Source organism: Actinomycetospora atypica (assembly GCF_042653685.1).
GTDB classification, from domain to species: domain Bacteria; phylum Actinomycetota; class Actinomycetes; order Mycobacteriales; family Pseudonocardiaceae; genus Actinomycetospora; species Actinomycetospora atypica.
This window is the reverse complement of sequence record NZ_JBHSIV010000051.1, coordinates 1-16,441: the sequence shown is the minus strand read 5'-3', so window position 1 is coordinate 16,441 and position 16,441 is coordinate 1. Positions and strand designations below refer to the sequence as shown.

The 16,441-nt window shown below is 74.2% G+C and carries 12 protein-coding genes; 6 read left to right on the top strand and 6 right to left on the bottom strand.

Annotated features, from left to right (window positions below):
* Positions 1-6 precede the first annotated feature (6 nt).
* Complete coding sequence (locus ACFPBZ_RS27190) at positions 7-909, bottom strand: AurF N-oxygenase family protein (RefSeq protein WP_378039249.1); 903 nt, start codon at positions 907-909, stop codon at positions 7-9.
* A 187-nt stretch (positions 910-1,096) separates the two neighbouring features.
* Here ACFPBZ_RS27190 and ACFPBZ_RS27185 point away from each other — a divergent pair, with 187 nt between their 5' ends.
* The 4 genes from ACFPBZ_RS27185 (at position 1,097) to ACFPBZ_RS27170 (ending at position 5,652) form a co-directional block, all read left to right on the top strand.
* Complete coding sequence (locus ACFPBZ_RS27185; protein ID WP_378039248.1) at positions 1,097-2,287, top strand: ATP-binding protein; 1,191 nt, start codon at positions 1,097-1,099, stop codon at positions 2,285-2,287.
* A 205-nt stretch (positions 2,288-2,492) separates the two neighbouring features.
* A complete protein-coding gene (locus tag ACFPBZ_RS27180) occupies positions 2,493-2,819 on the top strand; it encodes a GroES family chaperonin (RefSeq protein ID WP_378039247.1) in 327 nt (108 codons plus the stop codon).
* Positions 2,816-4,792 (top strand): VanW family protein, encoded by a 1,977-nt coding sequence (locus ACFPBZ_RS27175; protein WP_378039246.1) that lies wholly within the window; start codon positions 2,816-2,818, stop codon positions 4,790-4,792. The genes ACFPBZ_RS27180 and ACFPBZ_RS27175 overlap by 4 nt, the downstream gene beginning before the upstream one ends.
* Positions 4,789-5,652: a DUF1206 domain-containing protein gene (locus tag ACFPBZ_RS27170; protein ID WP_378039245.1), complete on the top strand. Its 864-nt coding sequence runs from the start codon at positions 4,789-4,791 to the stop codon at positions 5,650-5,652. Before ACFPBZ_RS27175 ends, ACFPBZ_RS27170 begins: the two co-directional genes overlap by 4 nt.
* A gap of 47 nt (positions 5,653-5,699) precedes the next feature.
* Here ACFPBZ_RS27170 and argG read toward each other — a convergent pair whose 3' ends face one another.
* Entirely contained in the window at positions 5,700-7,109 is a 1,410-nt protein-coding gene (gene argG / locus ACFPBZ_RS27165; protein ID WP_378039244.1) for an argininosuccinate synthase, read from the bottom strand.
* A gap of 111 nt (positions 7,110-7,220) precedes the next feature.
* Positions 7,221-9,080: an acyl-CoA dehydrogenase gene (locus ACFPBZ_RS27160; RefSeq protein WP_378039243.1), complete on the bottom strand. Its 1,860-nt coding sequence runs from the start codon at positions 9,078-9,080 to the stop codon at positions 7,221-7,223.
* Positions 9,081-9,301: 221 nt separating this feature from the next.
* Here ACFPBZ_RS27160 and ACFPBZ_RS27155 point away from each other — a divergent pair, with 221 nt between their 5' ends.
* On the top strand, positions 9,302-11,671 hold the full coding sequence (locus tag ACFPBZ_RS27155; protein ID WP_378039242.1) for an FUSC family protein: 2,370 nt from the start codon (positions 9,302-9,304) through the stop codon (positions 11,669-11,671).
* Here the strand turns inward: ACFPBZ_RS27155 and ACFPBZ_RS27150 are convergent.
* The 3 genes from ACFPBZ_RS27150 to ACFPBZ_RS27140 form a co-directional block, all read right to left on the bottom strand.
* Positions 11,614-12,900 carry a D-arabinono-1,4-lactone oxidase gene (locus tag ACFPBZ_RS27150; protein WP_378039241.1) on the bottom strand — a complete coding sequence of 429 codons (1,287 nt, stop codon included), beginning with the start codon at positions 12,898-12,900 and terminating at the stop codon, positions 11,614-11,616. The two genes, ACFPBZ_RS27155 and ACFPBZ_RS27150, sit on opposite strands and share 58 nt — an antisense overlap.
* Before the next feature lie 102 nt (positions 12,901-13,002).
* Positions 13,003-13,587 (bottom strand): DoxX family protein, encoded by a 585-nt coding sequence (locus ACFPBZ_RS27145; RefSeq protein ID WP_378039240.1) that lies wholly within the window; start codon positions 13,585-13,587, stop codon positions 13,003-13,005.
* Positions 13,588-13,792: 205 nt separating this feature from the next.
* Entirely contained in the window at positions 13,793-14,443 is a 651-nt protein-coding gene (locus ACFPBZ_RS27140; RefSeq protein ID WP_378039239.1) for a hypothetical protein, read from the bottom strand.
* Positions 14,444-14,837: 394 nt separating this feature from the next.
* On the opposite strand from ACFPBZ_RS27140, the gene ACFPBZ_RS27135 reads away from it, so the two are divergent.
* Positions 14,838-16,441, top strand: a 1,604-nt coding sequence (locus ACFPBZ_RS27135; protein WP_378039238.1) for an SDR family oxidoreductase, incomplete at its 3' end; no start/stop codon positions are given.

Here is a 16,441-nt window from a genome sequence, read left to right as displayed (position 1 = left end):
TGGCCCCTAGAGGATGTGGGCGGCGCGGTAGATCGCCCGCGCGGGCCGGGTGAGCAGGCCGACCGAGCCGAGGAACTCCATCAGCTCGGCGCAGCTGGAGCGCAGCATCGCGCGGTGGTGCTGGTTGGCCCGCGCCTCGCGGATCGCGCGCTGGGGGTCGAGCCCGGCGTTCGCGTAGACCTGCTTGCTCCACATGCTCGTGACGATGAAGTAGGCGGCGAACGCGACGAGCAGGGCCTGGGCCCGACGACGCACGGGGCCGACGCCCTGCAGGCGCTCGCGGGTCTCCTCGCGGGCGAAGCGCATGTGGCGCGCCTCCTCGACCACGTGGATGTTGTTGATCGTCCGCGCGAACGGGGCGACGCGCTCGTCGCGCATCCAGTCGCGCTGCATGACGTCGAGGACCTCCTCCGCCACGAGGATCGAGGCGTAGGCGGCCTCGCCGGTGGCGACGGTCTTGAAGAACCGGCCGCCCTCGATGACGTGGCGCGGGGGCCGGTAGGCGGGCGCGCCGAGCTTCTCCGCGCCGCGGGCGAACATGATCGAGTGCCGGCACTCGTCGGCGATCTCGGTGAGCGCCCACTGGAACGCGGGGTCCGTCGGGTCCTTGCCGTAGAAGTCCCGGATGACCATCTGCTGCAGGATCATCTCGAACCAGATGCCGGTGCTCGCGACCGACGCCGCCTCCTGGCGGGTCAGTGCGCGGCGCTGGTCCTCGGTGAGCTCGTCCCAGTAGGACGTCCCGTAGAGGGTGCTCCACTCCGGGCTGGCGCCGTGGAAGGACGGGTCGAGGGGCGTCTCCCAGTCGACCTCGGCCATCGGGTCGTAGGAGAGCTCGCCGGCCGACCGCAGCAGCCGTTCCGCGACGTCGTCCCGCTGGCTGCCCTGCTCGTGCTCGACGGTCGTCATGGTCGTCCACTCCTCCGTACCGGCGGTCACTGTTACTTCCGGTTACCCATACCAACGGTAACCGATACATGGTGTCCCCTGCTCCTCCGGTGCGCCCCGCGTCACACCCCGGACTTCCGCGACACGCCGATCGCGGTTTCTCGCGACGTATCGGAGATGACCTAGAGAGCGCCATACGCTCCGATCCGTGGACCCCGTGCGCAATCCCTTCGCCCCCGGCGCCGGCCAGCGCCCGCCGGAGCTGGCGGGCCGCGACCGGGAGCTGCACGCCTTCGACGTGGTGCTCGAGCGGGTCGCGCGCGGTCGTCCGGAACGCAGCCTCGTGCTGACCGGTCTGCGCGGGGTGGGCAAGACGGTGCTCCTGGGCGAGCTGCGCTCGATGGCCGTCCGCGCCGGGTGGGGCGCCGGGAAGATCGAGGCCCGTCCCGAGGCCGACCTGCGCCGGCCCCTCTCGGCAGCCCTGCACCGCGCGGTCCGCGACCTGGCCGTCCGCCACCGCGCCCCCGACCGGGTCGAGGAGGTCCTCGGGGTGCTCAAGGCGTTCGCCCTCAAGGCCACGCCCTCCGACGCGAAGCTCAAGGACCGCTGGCAGCCCGGGATCGACGCGCCCGCCCTGAGCGGCCGGGCCGACTCCGGGGACATCGAGATCGACCTGGTCGAGCTGTTCGGCGTCGTCGCCGAGCTGGCCGCCGACGTCGGGGTCGGGGTGGCGCTGCTGATCGACGAGATGCAGGACCTGCAGCTCGACGACGTGTCCGCGCTCTGTGCGGCCTGCCACGAGCTCTCCCAGTCGGGCGCGCCCCTCGTCGTCGTGGGGGCGGGCCTCCCGCACCTGCCCGCGGTGCTGTCCGCGTCGAAGTCCTACTCCGAGCGGCTCTTCCGGTACGTGCGGATCGGCCAGCTCGACCGCGCCGACGCCGACTTCGCGCTGACCGCGCCGGCGAAGCGGGAGGACGCCGAGCTGACGCCGGAGGCGCTCGAGACCCTCTACGAGGTCTCCGGCGGCTACCCCTACTTCGTCCAGGCCTACGGCAAGGCGGCCTGGGACGCGGCCGTGCAGAGCCCGATCGACGCCGAGGACGTGCGGGTCGCCGCCCCCGACGCCGGCGCCGAGCTCGCCGTCGGGTTCTTCGGCTCCCGCTACGAGCGGGCCACCCCCGCCGAGCGGGAGTACCTGCAGGGGATGGCGGAGCTGGCCGGGGGGCGCGACGAGGCCGTGCAGACCTCGGCGCTGGCCGCCCACCTGGGCAAACGGGCGTCCTCCCTGTCGCCGGCGCGCGACAGCCTCCTGCGCAAGGGGCTCGTCTTCTCCGCCGAGCGCGGCTGGATCTCCTTCACCGTGCCGCACTTCGGGCGGTTCCTGCTGGGGCGTGACTGACCCCGGGTGCTACGCCGGACGAGTGAAGCTCTCCCGGGCGGTAACGAACGGCCGGGGCCGGACGACACCCATCACGAGCCCCGTGGCGCTGCCGGACCCCCGACCTGGCAGGGCCACGGGGCTTCTCCATGTCCGGGTGCGGTCGCTCCCGCGCGCCGTGCGCCCGGCGACTCCTCCCGAACCGACCTCCCCGTACGATTCCGCCGTGTCGGATCCCCGGCTGGAAATCCAGATGCTGCACGACCGTGTGCTCGTCTCCCCCTCGCAGTCCGAGGGCGAGCGTCGGAGCAGCGGCGGCATCGTCATCCCCGCGACGGCCTCGGTGTCGAAGCGGCTGGCCTGGGGAGACGTCTACGGGACCGGGAACCACGTGCGGACCGTGAAGGTCGGCGACCGGGTCCTCTTCGGGCCGGACGACCACGCCGAGGTGGAGGTCGACGGCCGGACGTACGTCGTCATGCGCGAGCGCGACGTGCACGCCGTGGCCAGCGAGACGATCGAGCCGACCAGCGGGACGGGGCTCTACCTGTGACGACACCTCCTCAGCCGCCCGACTCCGTCGGTGACACGCGCGTCGGCGGGCCGGGCGACGAGGCCGGGACCGACGCCGAGGCGACCCGGACGATGTCGGCCGACCCGCCGCGCGGGTTCGACGCCGACGCCGAGGCGACGGTGCAGATCCCGCCGGTGGCCGGCCCGCCCGGGTCCGACGCCGACACCCCGCACGACGAGGGCGGTGGCCCCGGCCGTGGACGGCGGCGCGCGCTGGTCGCCGGCGCCGCGGTGGTGGGCCTGCTCGCCGTGCTCTACGTCGGTGACCTGCTGGTCTCCGCGACGAGCGTGCCGCGGGGCGTCACGGTCGCCGGTGTCGAGATCGGCGGGATGAACCGGGCCGCGGCCGCCGAGGCGCTGCGCACCGAGCTCGGCCCGCGCGTCGCGCGCCCCATCACCCTCGTCGCGGGCAGCGGCCCCGGGGCGACGACCGCCACGCTCGACCCCCGCGCGGCCGGGCTCGACCTCGACGTCGACGCGACGATCGCCCAGGCCGGCGAGCAGCCGCTGAACCCGGTTACGCGCCTCACCTCCCTGTTCGGCGACCGCGAGGTCCCGCCGATCAGCAAGGGCAACCCGGTCGCCGTCGGGCAGGCCATCGACACCGCACGCCCGCAGCTCGACCGCCCGTCGGCCGAGGGCACCATCCGCTTCGAGGGCGACCGGCCCGTGCCGGTGCCGTCGGCCCCGGGCCACGTCGTCGACAGCCGCACCTCGGTCGACGTCGTCATGACCCACTGGCTCGACCCGGCGCCGGTGGCCCTGCCGGTCACCGAGCAGCCGGTGTCGGTGACCCAGGAGGGCATCGACACCGCCCTGCGCGAGGTCGCCGTGCCCGCCGTCGCCGGGCCGGCCTACGTGGTCGGCGACGGCCGCAACGCCACCCTGAGCCCCACCGAGATCGGCTCGTTCCTCCGCTTCGACCCCGACGGCTCCGGGGGCCTGCAGCCGCGGGTCGACGTGCCCGCCGCCGAGAAGGTGGTCGACCGCGACCTCGCCCCCACCGAGGCCGAGCCGAAGGACGCCTCCTTCGAGTTCACCGGCGCGGCCGCGACCGTGGTCCCCGCCGTCACCGGCCGCACCATCGACTACCCGAAGACCTTCGAGGGGCTCGTCGAGGCGCTCGGCCGCGAGGCCGACCCGGCCCCGCCGACCACCTTCACGCCGCCGCCCACGCCCCCGGGCGCCACCCCGCCCCCGCCGCCGCCCGCGAGCGGCCGCGCGGTCAACGCCGTCTACGCGACGACCCCGCCGAAGGTGACCACCGAGGCGCTGCAGGCGCTCGGCCCGGCCACCGTGATCGGGGAGTTCCAGACGAACGGGTTCGCCGCGGACTCCGGCCAGAACATCAAGCGGGTCGCCGAGATCGTCAACGGCGCCACCGTCGCCCCCGGCGCCACGTTCAGCCTCAACGGGTTCACCGGCCCGCGCGACGCCAGCCAGGGCTTCGTCGAGGCCGGCATCATCGACGACGGCGTCCCCGGCCGCGGGATCGGCGGCGGCATCTCCCAGTTCGCGACGACGCTCTACAACGCGTCGTACTTCGCGGGGCTCGAGCAGATCGAGCACAAGGAGCACAGCTACTACATCAGCCGCTACCCGGCCGGCCGCGAGGCGACCGTGTTCGAGGGCGCGATCGACCTGAAGTTCCGCAACGACGGCGAGACCCCCGTCCTCATCCGCACGGTGTGGACCCCCTCGTCGATCAAGGTCCAGATCTACGGGCAGAAGCGCTACGACGTGACCTCGCAGACCGGGCCGCGCACCAACCCGGTGGCCCCCGGCACCCGGGACCTCTCGGGCAACCCGAAGTGCAAGCCGTCCAAGGGGGTCGGTGGCTTCACGATCACCGACACCCGCGTCCTCAAGGACGTCCGGACCGGCGCGACGAAGTCCGAGCCCCGCACGGTGCGCTACAACGCCGAGCCCGAGATCACCTGCAACGGCGGATGAGCGAGGAGTCGGGCGGGTCCCGCGCGGCCCGCGAGGTACGAGGTGCCCTCGAGGGCTTCGGGAGCGGCGGCGAGGGTGAGGCCCCGGCGCGCGGCGTCGAGATCCTGGGGCGGGTCGGGCTGGTCAGCTACGGGCTCGTCCACCTGCTGGTCGGCGGGATCGCCGTCCAGCTGGCGCTCTCCGGTGGCGGCCAGGCCGACCAGCAGGGGGCGCTGACCGCGATCGCCAGCGAGCCCTTCGGCGTCGTCGTGATCGCCGTGATCGTCCTGGGCCTCGTCGCCTTCGGGGTGTGGCAGGGCCTCGCGGCCCTCACCGGCTACCGATGGGCCTCCGGCTGGGACCGGACCCAGAAGCGGATCGGCAGCGGGGCCCGGGCGCTCGCCGTGCTGGGCGTCGCGCTGATCGGCCTCCGGCTGCTCCTGACCGGGTCGTCGGGCTCGTCGACCGGCGGGTCGCAGGAGGCCACGGCCGGCGTGCTGGCGCTGCCCGGTGGCCGCCTGCTGGTCGGGGTCGCGGCCCTCGTCGTGCTGATCGCCGCCGGGGCCACCGCCTGGACCGGGGTGCGGCGGGACTTCCTCGAGGAGCTCGACCTCTCCCGGCTCCCGCAGAGCGCCCGACGACCGCTGGTGTGGGTCGGCGTCGCGGGCCACGTGCTGCGCGCGATCGCCCTCGCGGTGATGGGCGTGCTGTTCGCGACGGCTGCGCTGACCGCCGACCCGCAGCGCGCCGGCGGGCTCGACGCGGCGCTCAAGACCCTCGCGGGCCAGCCGTTCGGGGTGTTCCTGCTGCTCGCCGTCGCCGTCGGCTTCCTCGCCTTCGGCCTCTACCTCGTGGCCGAGGCCCAGGCCCGCAAGGTGTAGCCACCCGTGAGCACGGGGCCGTGGGCCCCGTGCTCACGAGGCCACCCCTAGTCGGTGCCCGACTCCATCGCCGCCCGGTCGAGCGCCGACTCGTCGGCCCCCGCCCCGCCCGCGGTGATCTGGTCGGCGCGGCCCTGCTCGAGCTCCCCGACGAAGGCGGCCTGCCCGGTGAGCTGGCCCATCGCGGCGTACTGCTCGAGCTTCTGGCGGGAGTCGGCGATGTCGAGGTTGCGCATCGTCAGCTGCCCGATGCGGTCGACCGGGCCGAACGCGGCGTCCTCGGTGCGCTCCATCGAGAGCTTGTCGGGGTGGTAGGAGAGGTTCGGTCCCTCGGTGCGCAGGATCGTGTAGTCCTCGCCGCGGCGCAGGCGCAGGGTCACGCTGCCGGTGACGGTGCGGCCGATCCAGCGGGTGATGCTCTCGCGCAGCATGATCGACTGCGGGTCGAGCCAGCGGCCCTCGTAGAGCAGCCGGCCCAGGCGGCGTCCCTCGTAGTGGTAGTTCGCGATCGTGTCCTCGTTGTGGATCGCGTTGAGCAGCCGCTCGTAGGCGATGAACAGCAGCGCCATCCCGGGCGCCTCGTAGATACCGCGGCTCTTCGCCTCGATGATCCGGTTCTCGATCTGGTCGCTCATGCCGAGCCCGTGGCGCCCGCCCACGGCGTTGGCCGCCATGACGAGCTCCACGTTGTCGGTGAAGCGCTCGCCGTCGATCGACACCGGGTAGCCCTGCTCGAACCCGATCGTCACGTCCTCGGGCTCGATCGCGACCGCCGGGTCCCAGAACCGGACGCCCATGATGGGGTCGACGATCTCCAGGGACTCGTCGAGGTGCTCGAGGGTCTTCGCCTCGTGCGTGGCGCCCCAGATGTTGGCGTCGGTCGAGTACGCCTTCTCCTTGCTGGCGCGGTAGGGCAGGTCGTGCTCGGTGAGCCACTGGCTCATCTCCGCGCGGCCGCCGAGCTCGTCGACGAACTCCGCGTCGAGCCACGGTTTGTAGATGCGCAGCTGCGGGTTGGCCAGCAGGCCGTAGCGGTAGAACCGCTCGATGTCGTTGCCCTTGTAGGTGGACCCGTCGCCCCAGATCGAGACGCCGTCCTCCTGCATCGCGCGGACGAGCAGCGTCCCGGTCACGGCCCGGCCCAGCGGGGTGGTGTTGAAGTACGCCCGCGAGCCCGACCGGATGTGGAAGGCGCCGCACATCAGCGCGACGAGGCCCTCCTCGACGAGGGGGCCGCGGCAGTCGACGAGACGGGCGATCTCGGCGCCGTACTGCTTCGCGCGGTCGGGCAGCGTGGCCATGTCGTCCTCGTCGTACTGCCCGAGGTCGGCCGAGTAGGCGCACGGCACGGCACCGCGGTGGCGCATCCACGCCACGGCCACGGAGGTGTCCAGGCCGCCGGAGAAGGCGATCCCGACGCGCTCGCCGGCAGGAAGACTCGTCAGGACCTTGGACACGAGGGGAAACCTATCTGCCGGTCGTCTGTGATCCGGGGATCACCCACCCCGGAGACGCGGACGGCACCCCCGCGGTCGAGCAGCGGGGGTGCCGGTCCGGGGTCGGGAGGATCAGAACGCGGCGACGTCCAGGTCCATGAGGGTGTTGTCGGCCGCCTCGACGATCGCCCGGCGGGCGGTGAGCTCGGGCAGCACCGACTTGGCGAAGAAGCGCGCGACGGCGATCTTGCCCTCGTAGAACGGCGTGTCCTTCGCCGAGGCGCCGGCGTCGAGCGCGGCGATCGCCACGTCGGCGGAGCGGATCAGCAGGTAGCCGATGACCAGGTCGCCCACGGAGAGCAGGAACCGGACCGCGTGCTGCCCGACCTTGTAGAGGTTGCGCACGTCCTCCTGCGAGGAGGTCAGGTAGCCGACCATCGAGCCGAGCATGCCCTGGACGTCACCGAGGGCGGTGGCGAGCAGGGCGCGCTCCTCCTTGAGGCGGCCGTTGCCGGCCTCGCTGTCGACGAAGGCCTGCACGAGCCCGGCGACGTGCATGAGCGCCTGGCCGTTGTCCTTGACGATCTTGCGGAAGAAGAAGTCCTGCGACTGGATCGCGGTGGTGCCCTCGTAGAGCGAGTCGATCTTCGCGTCGCGGATGTACTGCTCGATGGGGTAGTCCTGCAGGTAGCCCGACCCGCCGAGCGTCTGCAGCGATCCGATCAGCTGCTCGGAGGCCCGCTCCGAGCCGACGCCCTTGACGATGGGCAGCAGCAGGTCGTTGACCTTCTCCGCGAGCGCCACGTCCTCGGCGCTGACCGTCCCGGCCACCGCGTCGGGCGCCTCGCCGAGCCGCACCGTGTCCTGGTAGGTCGCGGTGAACGCGTAGGTGGCGCGCAGGCCCTCGGCGTAGGCCTTCTGCAGCATCAGGCTGCGGCGCACGTCGGGGTGGTTGGTGATCGGGACGCGCGGCGCGGCCTTGTTCGTCTGCTGCGTGAGGTCGGCGCCCTGGATGCGCTCCTTGGCGTACTCGAGGGCCCGGAGGTAGCCGGTCGAGAGCGTGCCGATGGCCTTCGTGCCGACCATCATCCGGGCGTACTCGATGACCTGGAACATCTGCGCGATGCCGTCGTGGACGTCGCCGAGCAGGAAGCCGGTGGCCGGGACGCCGTGGGCGCCGAAGGTGAGCTCGCAGGTGGCCGAGGCGTTCAGGCCCATCTTGTGCTCGACGTTGGTGACGAAGGCGCCGTTGCGCTCGCCCGGCTCGCCGGTCTGCGGGTCGAAGTGGAACTTCGGCACGAGGAAGAGCGAGAGGCCCTTGGTGCCGGGCTTCGCACCCTCGGGGCGGGCGAGCACCAGGTGCATGACGTTCTCGACGAGGTCGTCGGAGTCGGCCGAGGTGATGAAGCGCTTGACGCCCTCGATCGACCACGTGCCGTCGCCGTTGTCGCGGGCCTTCGTGCGGCCGGCGCCGACGTCGGAGCCGGCGTCGGGCTCGGTGAGCACCATGGACGCGCTCCAGCCGCGGTCGACCATGACCTGGGCCCAGTGCTTCTGCAGCTCGTTGCCGTTGCGGTAGATCACCGAGGCGAAGTTCGGCCCGGTCATGTACATGAAGACCGGCGCGTTCGCGCCCAGGATCATCTCGCCGGCCGACCACTGCACCGACGGCGGCACGCCCATGCCGCCGATGGCGTTGTCGGCGGAGAGGCGCCACCACTCGGCGTCCCACATGGCCTTGTAGGACTTCTTGATGCCCTCGTCGAGGTGCGCGGTGTGGGTCTGCGGGTCGAAGCGGACCGGGTTGCGGTCGCCGGACTCGTAGGACTCGGCCAGCGGTCCCTCCGCGAGCGCCGCGGCCTCGTGCAGGAGCGCGCGGGCGGTCTCCTCGTCGGTCTCGGCGAACGGCCCGATGCCGAAGCGGTCCTGCACGCGGAGGAGCTCGAAGAGCACGAACTCGATGTCGCGGACGTTGGAACGGTAGTGGCTCATGACGCGGTGTCGCTCCGTCTCGAAGGTCGACGCACCCGGCGCGAGTGCAACGAGCCGGTCCGTACCGGCGGGTAACCCGAGACTATTACTGCGCGGTAACCGTGTCGAGGGCCCCCGCCCGGCCGGGTCGGCCGTGGGAGACTCCGCGCGGGTGGACGCAGGGAGGAGCCCGGGTGGCCGGTCGCACGACTCGCGCGCTGGAAACGGCCCGGACCGTGCTCGTGACGGCCGATCCGGGCCTCGCCCGCCTGCGCCTCGCCTCGGTCGCGGTCGCCTCGATGGCCATGGCCGCCGGGCTCGTCGCCCTGGGCCGCGCCACGCTCGCCCCCGACGAGCCGGTGACGGTCGTGCTCTTCGCCGGCGTGCTCGCGATGATCTCGAACCTCGCGGTCAACGAGAAGACGCTCTCCCGCCAGCGCGTCACCACCCTGCTGATGGCCCTGCCGGCGCTCGCCTCGACCGTGGCCGGGACGCTGCTCTCGCCCTACCGCATCGTCGCCGACGCGGTGTTCGTCGTGGTCATGGTGCTCGCGGTGTACGTCCGGCGGTACGGGCCCCGCGGGTTCGCGCTCGGCATGGGCGCCTTCATGCCGTTCTTCTTCACCCAGTTCCTCCAGGCGAAGCCGCCGCAGATCCCGGCCCTGTGCCTCGCCGTCGTCATCGGGCTGGGCTGCACGCTGCTGCTGCGGTCCTTCGTCTTCGCCGAACGCCAGGAACGCACGCTGCGGCGCCTGGTCGACGCGTTCCGCGCCCGGGCCCACGAGATGGTGCTGCGGGTCGACGAGGTCCTCGCGGCGGCCCAGGAGGGCGGCGGTGACGCCCGGGACGGGGCCGAGCACGAGCAGGTCGGCGGGGTCGTCGCGAGCGGTGCGGTGCTCGAGCGCCTCTACCGCGCCCGGCGCCGGCTCAACGAGACCGCCCTGCTCGTCGAGGACCAGCTCGAGCGCAGCGCCGCCGACCGGGTCTGGCCCGGCCTGGGCAACGACCTGCTCGCGCTGCGCGTGGTCGACACCGAGCTGGGCCTCGAGCGGCTCGGCGTCGCGGTGCGCCGGATGGTGCGGGCGTCCGACGAGCAGCGCCCGAGCCCGCTCGCCCTCAACGCCCTGCGTGCGGGCCTGCACCACCTCGCCCGGGCCACCGACCGGCGCGTCGGGCACCGCGTGATCCTCTCCGAGCTCGGCGACGCCCGGGGGGCGGTCGCGGGCCTGGTCGCCGACACCCGCGCCGGGCACGAGCGGGTGCAGCGGGCCGCCTTCGCGGTGCGCCGGGTGGCCGACTCCGTCGAGTACGCCCAGCGCGACCTGCCCGCGCGCCGCGGCGAGGAGATGACCGGCGGCATCGTCCTGCCCGGGGTCCCGCGCTCCACCCCCTCCACCTCGCCCGTGGCCGTGGCCGCCCGGCCCCAGCCCGACGGCATCGGCGAGGGCCGCGGCACCGACCCCGCCCCGGACCCCTCGTCCCCGGGGCGCGACGACGGCGGCGGGTCCGGCCTGCTCCTGACCACGCGGCAGGCCGTGCAGGTGGGGGTGGGTACGACGATCGCGATCGTCGCCGGCGAGCTCCTCGCCCCGTCGCGCTGGTACTGGGCGGTCATCGCCGCGTTCGTGGTGTTCGCGAACACCCACAGCCGCGGGGACCTGCTCTCGCGGGGATGGGGCCGCCTCGTCGGGACGGTCGGCGGGGTGGCCGCCGGGATGGGGCTCGCCGCGCTCACCGCCGGCCACCCGGTCGTCTCGCTCGTCCTGCTCTTCGCCTGCGTCTTCCTCGCCCTCTACCTGGTCCGGATCTCCCCGGGCATGCTCGCGTTCTGGATCACCGCGGTGCTCGCGCTGGTGTACGGCCTGATCGGCCAGTTCAGCGTGCAGACGCTCGTGCTGCGCATCGAGGAGACCGTGGTCGGGGTGCTCGCGAGCGTGCTCGCCGCGTTCCTCGTGCTGCCCAAGGGCACCCGCGAGGCCTTCGGCGAGGCGATCGACGCGTTCGTCGACGCCGCCGACACGGTGCTCGAGACCGCGGTGGCCACCGTCCTGGGGCGACGGACGGGCACGACGACGCCGCTCGAGGCCGCCCGCGACATGGACACCGCCCTGGCCATCCTGCGGGCCCGGACGAGGCCGCTGCTCGTCGACACCCCGAGGCGCCGGGGACGGTCCAGCCACCGCCGCGCGCTGCGGGTGTCCGTGGTGGTCGACCACTACGCCCGCTCGCTGGCCCGGCTCGCCGCCGACCTCGGCGCGCACCCCGATCCGGGGTGGGCCGCCACCCTCGAGCCGGCGCTGGCCGCGGTCCGGGCGAACCTCGACGGGCTCCGCGACGTCGTCGTCCGCGGGAAGCGACGCTCGGACGGCGAGCAGGTGCTCGTGCACTCCGCGGAGGACCTCCTCGACCGCGCGGAGGCCCGGGCCGCCCGCGGCGAGGACCCGCAGCGGCGCAACGACGCCCTCGTCGTCACGCGGCTGCTGCGCCGCATCGACCAGGCCGTGGTCTCGCTCGCGGTCGACCTCGGGGCCGCCCGCGACGCCGAGGCCGACGATCAGTCGCCGAGCAGCCGCGCGAGTGCGGGGTTGGTGAACACCCGCTCGGGGTCGTAGTCGTCGCGGACCCGGTGGAACTCGGCCAGGCGCGGGTAGGCGGCGGCGACGTCGACGGCGTCGAAGTCGTGACGGGTGCCCCAGTGGGGGCGGCCTCCGTGGGCCCGCATCAGCGTGGCCGTGCGGGCCAGCACCGGGCCGGGGTCGGTGCCGCGCGGGATGCGGACGGCTACCCAGCCGGTCTCGCGGCCGTACGCGGGGTGCAGCCACCCCGTCTCGGACGGTCCCACCCGCATCCGCACCGGCAGGCCCGTCTCCAGCCCCTCGGCCAGGGCGGCGAGCAGCGCGCGCATCGCCTCGACCAGCCGCTCGCGGGGCACCGCCCACTCGCTCTGCTCGAAGCGCACCGGCGGGGGGTCGGAGAGCACGCGGTGCCCGGCGCCGGTCGCCGAGACGGTGCGGGCGAGCCGGGAGACGACGCGGTTGAGCGACGGGGCGAGCCGCGGCAGGGCCCGTTCGACGACGACCGCCCCGCCCAGGGCGGTCCGGCCGGTGGCGCCGGCGCTGGAGACCCCGACCCCGCGCTCGTCGTCCTCCTCCGGGCCGGTCTCGGCGGACCCGATCTCGGCCCAGCGGGCCAGCGCCGTCGTCGAGGACGGGTAGAGCGCGGCCTCGGCGAGGTCGTGGCCCTCCCAGAACCCCGGGTCGAGCACCTCGTCGACCGGGCGCCGGCCCCGGGTGACGGTGACCGGCGCGGCCGGGACGACCGAGAGCTCGACGTCGACGACGACTCCGAGGGCGCCGAGCGAGGTGCGCGCGGCGTCGAGGTCGGCGCGGGGCACGTCGCGGACCCGGCCCCGCCCGTCGACGAGGCGCAGCGCGAGCACCTGCCCGGAGAGCGACCCGCGGTGCGACGCGCTGCCGTGGGCGCCGACCGCGAGGGCGCCGCCCACGGTGGGCGCCCCGACGTCGAGCGGCACCGGCAGGGCGAGGCCCCGCTCGGTAAGGCCCTCCTGCAGCTCGGTGAGGGTCGTCCCGCCGCGCACGCGGACCGTGGCGTGCCCGGTCCGGTCGGCGGTGACGCCCGTGATGCCGGAGAAGGCCGAGGTCTCGAGGTGGACGCCGTCGGTCACGGCGAGGTCGGAGAACCCGTGGCCGGAGCCGAGCGGGCGGACGGTCTGGCCGCGCTCGGCCGCGCGCCGGACGACCCCGGCGACGCCGGCCTCGTCGAGCGGCCGGGCGGTCGCCACGGGGCGGCACCGCTGCCCGCCCGACCAGTTCGTCCACACCCGCTCCAGCCTAGGGGCGCGGCGTCCGGACGGACGAACGGCTCGTCCGCCACCCCGTCGTGGGGGGCCGGACGAGCCGTCGTCGGGTACGGGGGTGGCGGGTCAGGCCACGAACTTGCCGATCGCGACGTCGACGACGTCGCGCGCGGTGGCCCCGGTGGTGGCCGCGGCCGACTTCGCGGTCTCGGCGAAGTCGTGGTCGGAGGCCTGCCCGGTGAGCTCCCGGGTCTGCTTCGCGAGCTTCCGCGACGCCCGGCGGGCCTGCCAGCCCAGCGACGGCTTCCCCTCGGTGTCGACCGCGGCGAGGATCAGACCGCCGAGCAGGCCCAGGTTCTTGAGGAAGTGCTGCTCCTGGGCCACGCGGTCCTCGCCGTCGTACTCCCAGAAGGCGTGCGCGACCGCGGTGGTCGGGATGATGCTGCCGGCCAGGGCGAGCGAGGCGATGCGCGGGAACTTGCCGAGCGCGAGCAGGACGCCCGCCCCGATCTTCACGCCCGCGTCGATGCGCACCAGCTGGTCGGGCTCGGTGGGGGCCTGCGGCGGGAGCTTGTCGCCGAGGGCGTCTTGGGCCTGCTGGATCTTCGGAGCGGCCTTCCCGATGCGCGGCTCCGGGTTGAGCAGGGTGTCGATCCCGCCCTTGATGAAGATGGCGGCCAGCATGGGCCGGGCGAGACGGCGGACGAGCATGTAAGGAACCTCCAGGCAGTCAGGGTCTCGGCACTGCGCGGGGCGATACCCCGCGCCGTCTCCCAGCACACCTGGCCGCGCCGGGCGGTGGCCCTGCGGACAACGAACGGAGGGCCCCGTCGCGGCGACGGGGCCCTCCGGCCGGGTGTTCCGGGCACCCCCGACGGGTCCGGAACGCATCACTCGTCCTCGTTCAGCGGCTCGCTCAGCGGCGCAGCGTGTGCCGGCCGCTCTCCGGCTCCACCCGCGGGCGGCGGCGGCGCTCGGCGCGCCGACGGAGTTCCTCCTCCGGCGAGACGGCGGGCTCGTACCCGGCCGGGGGAGCGGGCACCGCCGCCACCGGCGCGAGGCCGCGGTGGCGCGGCTCGTCGTACCCGCTCCGGTCGTACCGGGCGTCCTCGCGCCGCGGGTCGTACCGGGCCTCGTGGTGCCGGGGGTCGTACCGGGGCTCGTCGTAGCGGACCTCGTCGTACCGGGCCTCGTCCTGCTGGGCCGGGAACGGACCGGAGCCCGGGTGGGGCTCGGGGATCCGGGCGGGACCCTGCCGGAAGGCGTGGCGGTAGCGCTCGCCGTCGTAGTGGCGCTCCTCGCGCACGGCCCGCGTCTCGTGCGCCACGGAGCGGAAGATGGGCTCGGGCTCGAACGGGTCGCCCGGCAGCGCCGCCATCGCCGGCTGCACCCGCTCCTGGCGCGCCCGCTGCTCGCGGGCGAACTGCTCCCGCGCCCGCAGCTCGTCGTGCCGCGGGTCACGGGCCGCCCCGACCCGCGCCAGCCGCGCCGGCTCCTCGTACGACCAGGAACCCGTCCCGTCCAGACGCCATCCGCCGCGAACCGTCTCGTCCCGCCAGACCCACATGCTCCATACCTCCGCCGTTGCCCCACACGGTCCTGCCGACATCGGCGAACAGCTGCATCCGCCCGTGTCATGAGTCGCAACGGCAGGGGTCCGGCCCACCTTTCGGGCGACGCGCCGAAGAAATCGCGACACGCCCGAAGACCCCCTGACCGGGTGTCACTCCAGTGGAGATGAAGCACATCCGTGTCGTTCGGCGCAGCCCCCGGCCACGGTCGGTCACCTCGACGCGCTCGACGGAGGCGCCCGAGTGAGTGCCGTGCCCCGACCCGCCGGGACGGCGGGGTGTCCATCCCGTCGAGTGGGTGCGCACGGTGGTGGCTCCCCCGGTCGAGTGGCGGCCGGTCCCGTCCCGACTGGTACTGCGGGCGGGGTCGGGACCCCCGACGATGGCGGGGTGAAGTGCGTGGTGACCGGTGCGACCGGCTACATCGGTGGACGGCTCGCCCCGCGGCTCGCGTCCGAGGGCCACGACGTCCGCTGCGTGGTGCGGACGCCCGCGAAGATGAAGGACATCCCCTGGACCCACCAGGACGCGGTGGAGGTGGTCGCGGGCGACGTCCTCGACGAGGACTCCATGCGGGCGGCCTGCGAGGGCGCCGACGTCCTGTTCTACCTCGTGCACTCGCTCTCCGAGTCGGGCTTCGCCGCGGTCGACCGGCGCGCCGCGCTCATCACGGCGCAGGCGGCCCGCGAGGCGGGCGTCCGCCGGATCGTCTACCTCGGCGGCATCCACCCCGACGACGTCGAGCTCTCCGAGCACCTCGCCTCGCGCACGGAGGTCGGCGAGGTGTTCCTGCGCTCCGGGGTGCCGACCGCGGTGCTGCAGGCGGCCGTGATCCTCGGGTCGGGGTCGGCCAGCTTCGAGATGCTGCGCTACCTCACCGAGCGCCTGCCGGTGATGCTCACGCCGTCCTGGGTCCACCACCGCGTGCAGCCGATCGCCATCCGCGACGTCCTGCACTACCTCGTGCACGCCGTGGACCTGCCCGCGGAGGTCAACCGCACGTTCGACGTCGGCGGCCCCGACGTCCTCACCTACCTGCAGATGATGGAGGGCTTCGCCGAGGTCGCGGGCCTGCCGCCGCGCACGATGCTGCCCGTGCCGGTCCTCACCCCCCGGCTGTCCTCGCACTGGGTCAACCTCGTCACCCCGGTGCCGCGCTCGACCGCGGTCCCGCTGATCGACTCGCTCGTCCACGAGGTCGTCGCCGCCGAGCACGACATCGACTCCTACATCGCCCCGCCCGCCGCCGGCCTGACCGGCTTCCGCGCGGCCGTCGACCTCGCCCTGACGCGCATCCGCGACGGCCAGGTGGAGACGCGCTGGTCGGGCGCCAACGCCCGCTACGCCCCGGCCGACCCGATGCCGTCGGACCTGCTGCCGTCGGACCCCGACTGGGCCGGCGGGACGGTCTACACCGACGTCCGCGAGCGGCCCTCCGCCGCCCCGCCCGAGGCGCTGTGGCACGTCGTCGTCGGGATCGGCGGCAACCGCGGCTGGTACTCGTTCCCCATCGGCTGGTGGGCGCGCGGCATCATCGACCGTCTCGTCGGCGGGGTGGGCCTGCGACGCGGCCGACGCGACGAGGACAGCCTCAAGGTCGGTGACGCCCTCGACTGGTGGCGCGTGGAGGAGATCGTCGACGGTGCGGCCGGCGACGTCTCCGCGTCCGGGACCGAGCTCGACGAGGGCGAGTACCTGCTGCGCCTGCGCGCCGAGATGAAGGCCCCCGGCCTCGCGTGGCTCGAGCTGCGCGTGGCCCCGCGGCCCGGCGGCTCGACCTACCGGCAGCGCGCGATCTTCCTGCCGCGCGGCCTGGCCGGGCACGCCTACTGGTGGGTGATCGCCCCGTTCCACGTGCTCGTGTTCGGCGGCATGGAACGCCGCATCGTCGCGGCCGCCGAGCTCGCCGACGGGAGCGGGCCGCTGGCGGTGCGCGACGAGGGCTTCGGGCCGGTGGCGGCGCTGCGGTGGCGGCGGCCCGACCGCGCCCGCCG

Excerpts from the sequence above, each read along its gene's own strand:
- ACFPBZ_RS27190 (WP_378039249.1), bottom strand. The coding sequence starts at position 909 with ATGACGACCGTCGAGCACGAGCAGGGCAGCCAGCGGGACGACGTCGCG.
- ACFPBZ_RS27170 (WP_378039245.1), top strand. The coding sequence starts at position 4,789 with ATGAGCGAGGAGTCGGGCGGGTCCCGCGCGGCCCGCGAGGTACGAGGT.
- ACFPBZ_RS27160 (WP_378039243.1), bottom strand. The coding sequence starts at position 9,080 with ATGAGCCACTACCGTTCCAACGTCCGCGACATCGAGTTCGTGCTCTTC.
- ACFPBZ_RS27145 (WP_378039240.1), bottom strand. The coding sequence starts at position 13,587 with ATGCTCGTCCGCCGTCTCGCCCGGCCCATGCTGGCCGCCATCTTCATC.
- ACFPBZ_RS27140 (WP_378039239.1), bottom strand. The coding sequence starts at position 14,443 with ATGTGGGTCTGGCGGGACGAGACGGTTCGCGGCGGATGGCGTCTGGAC.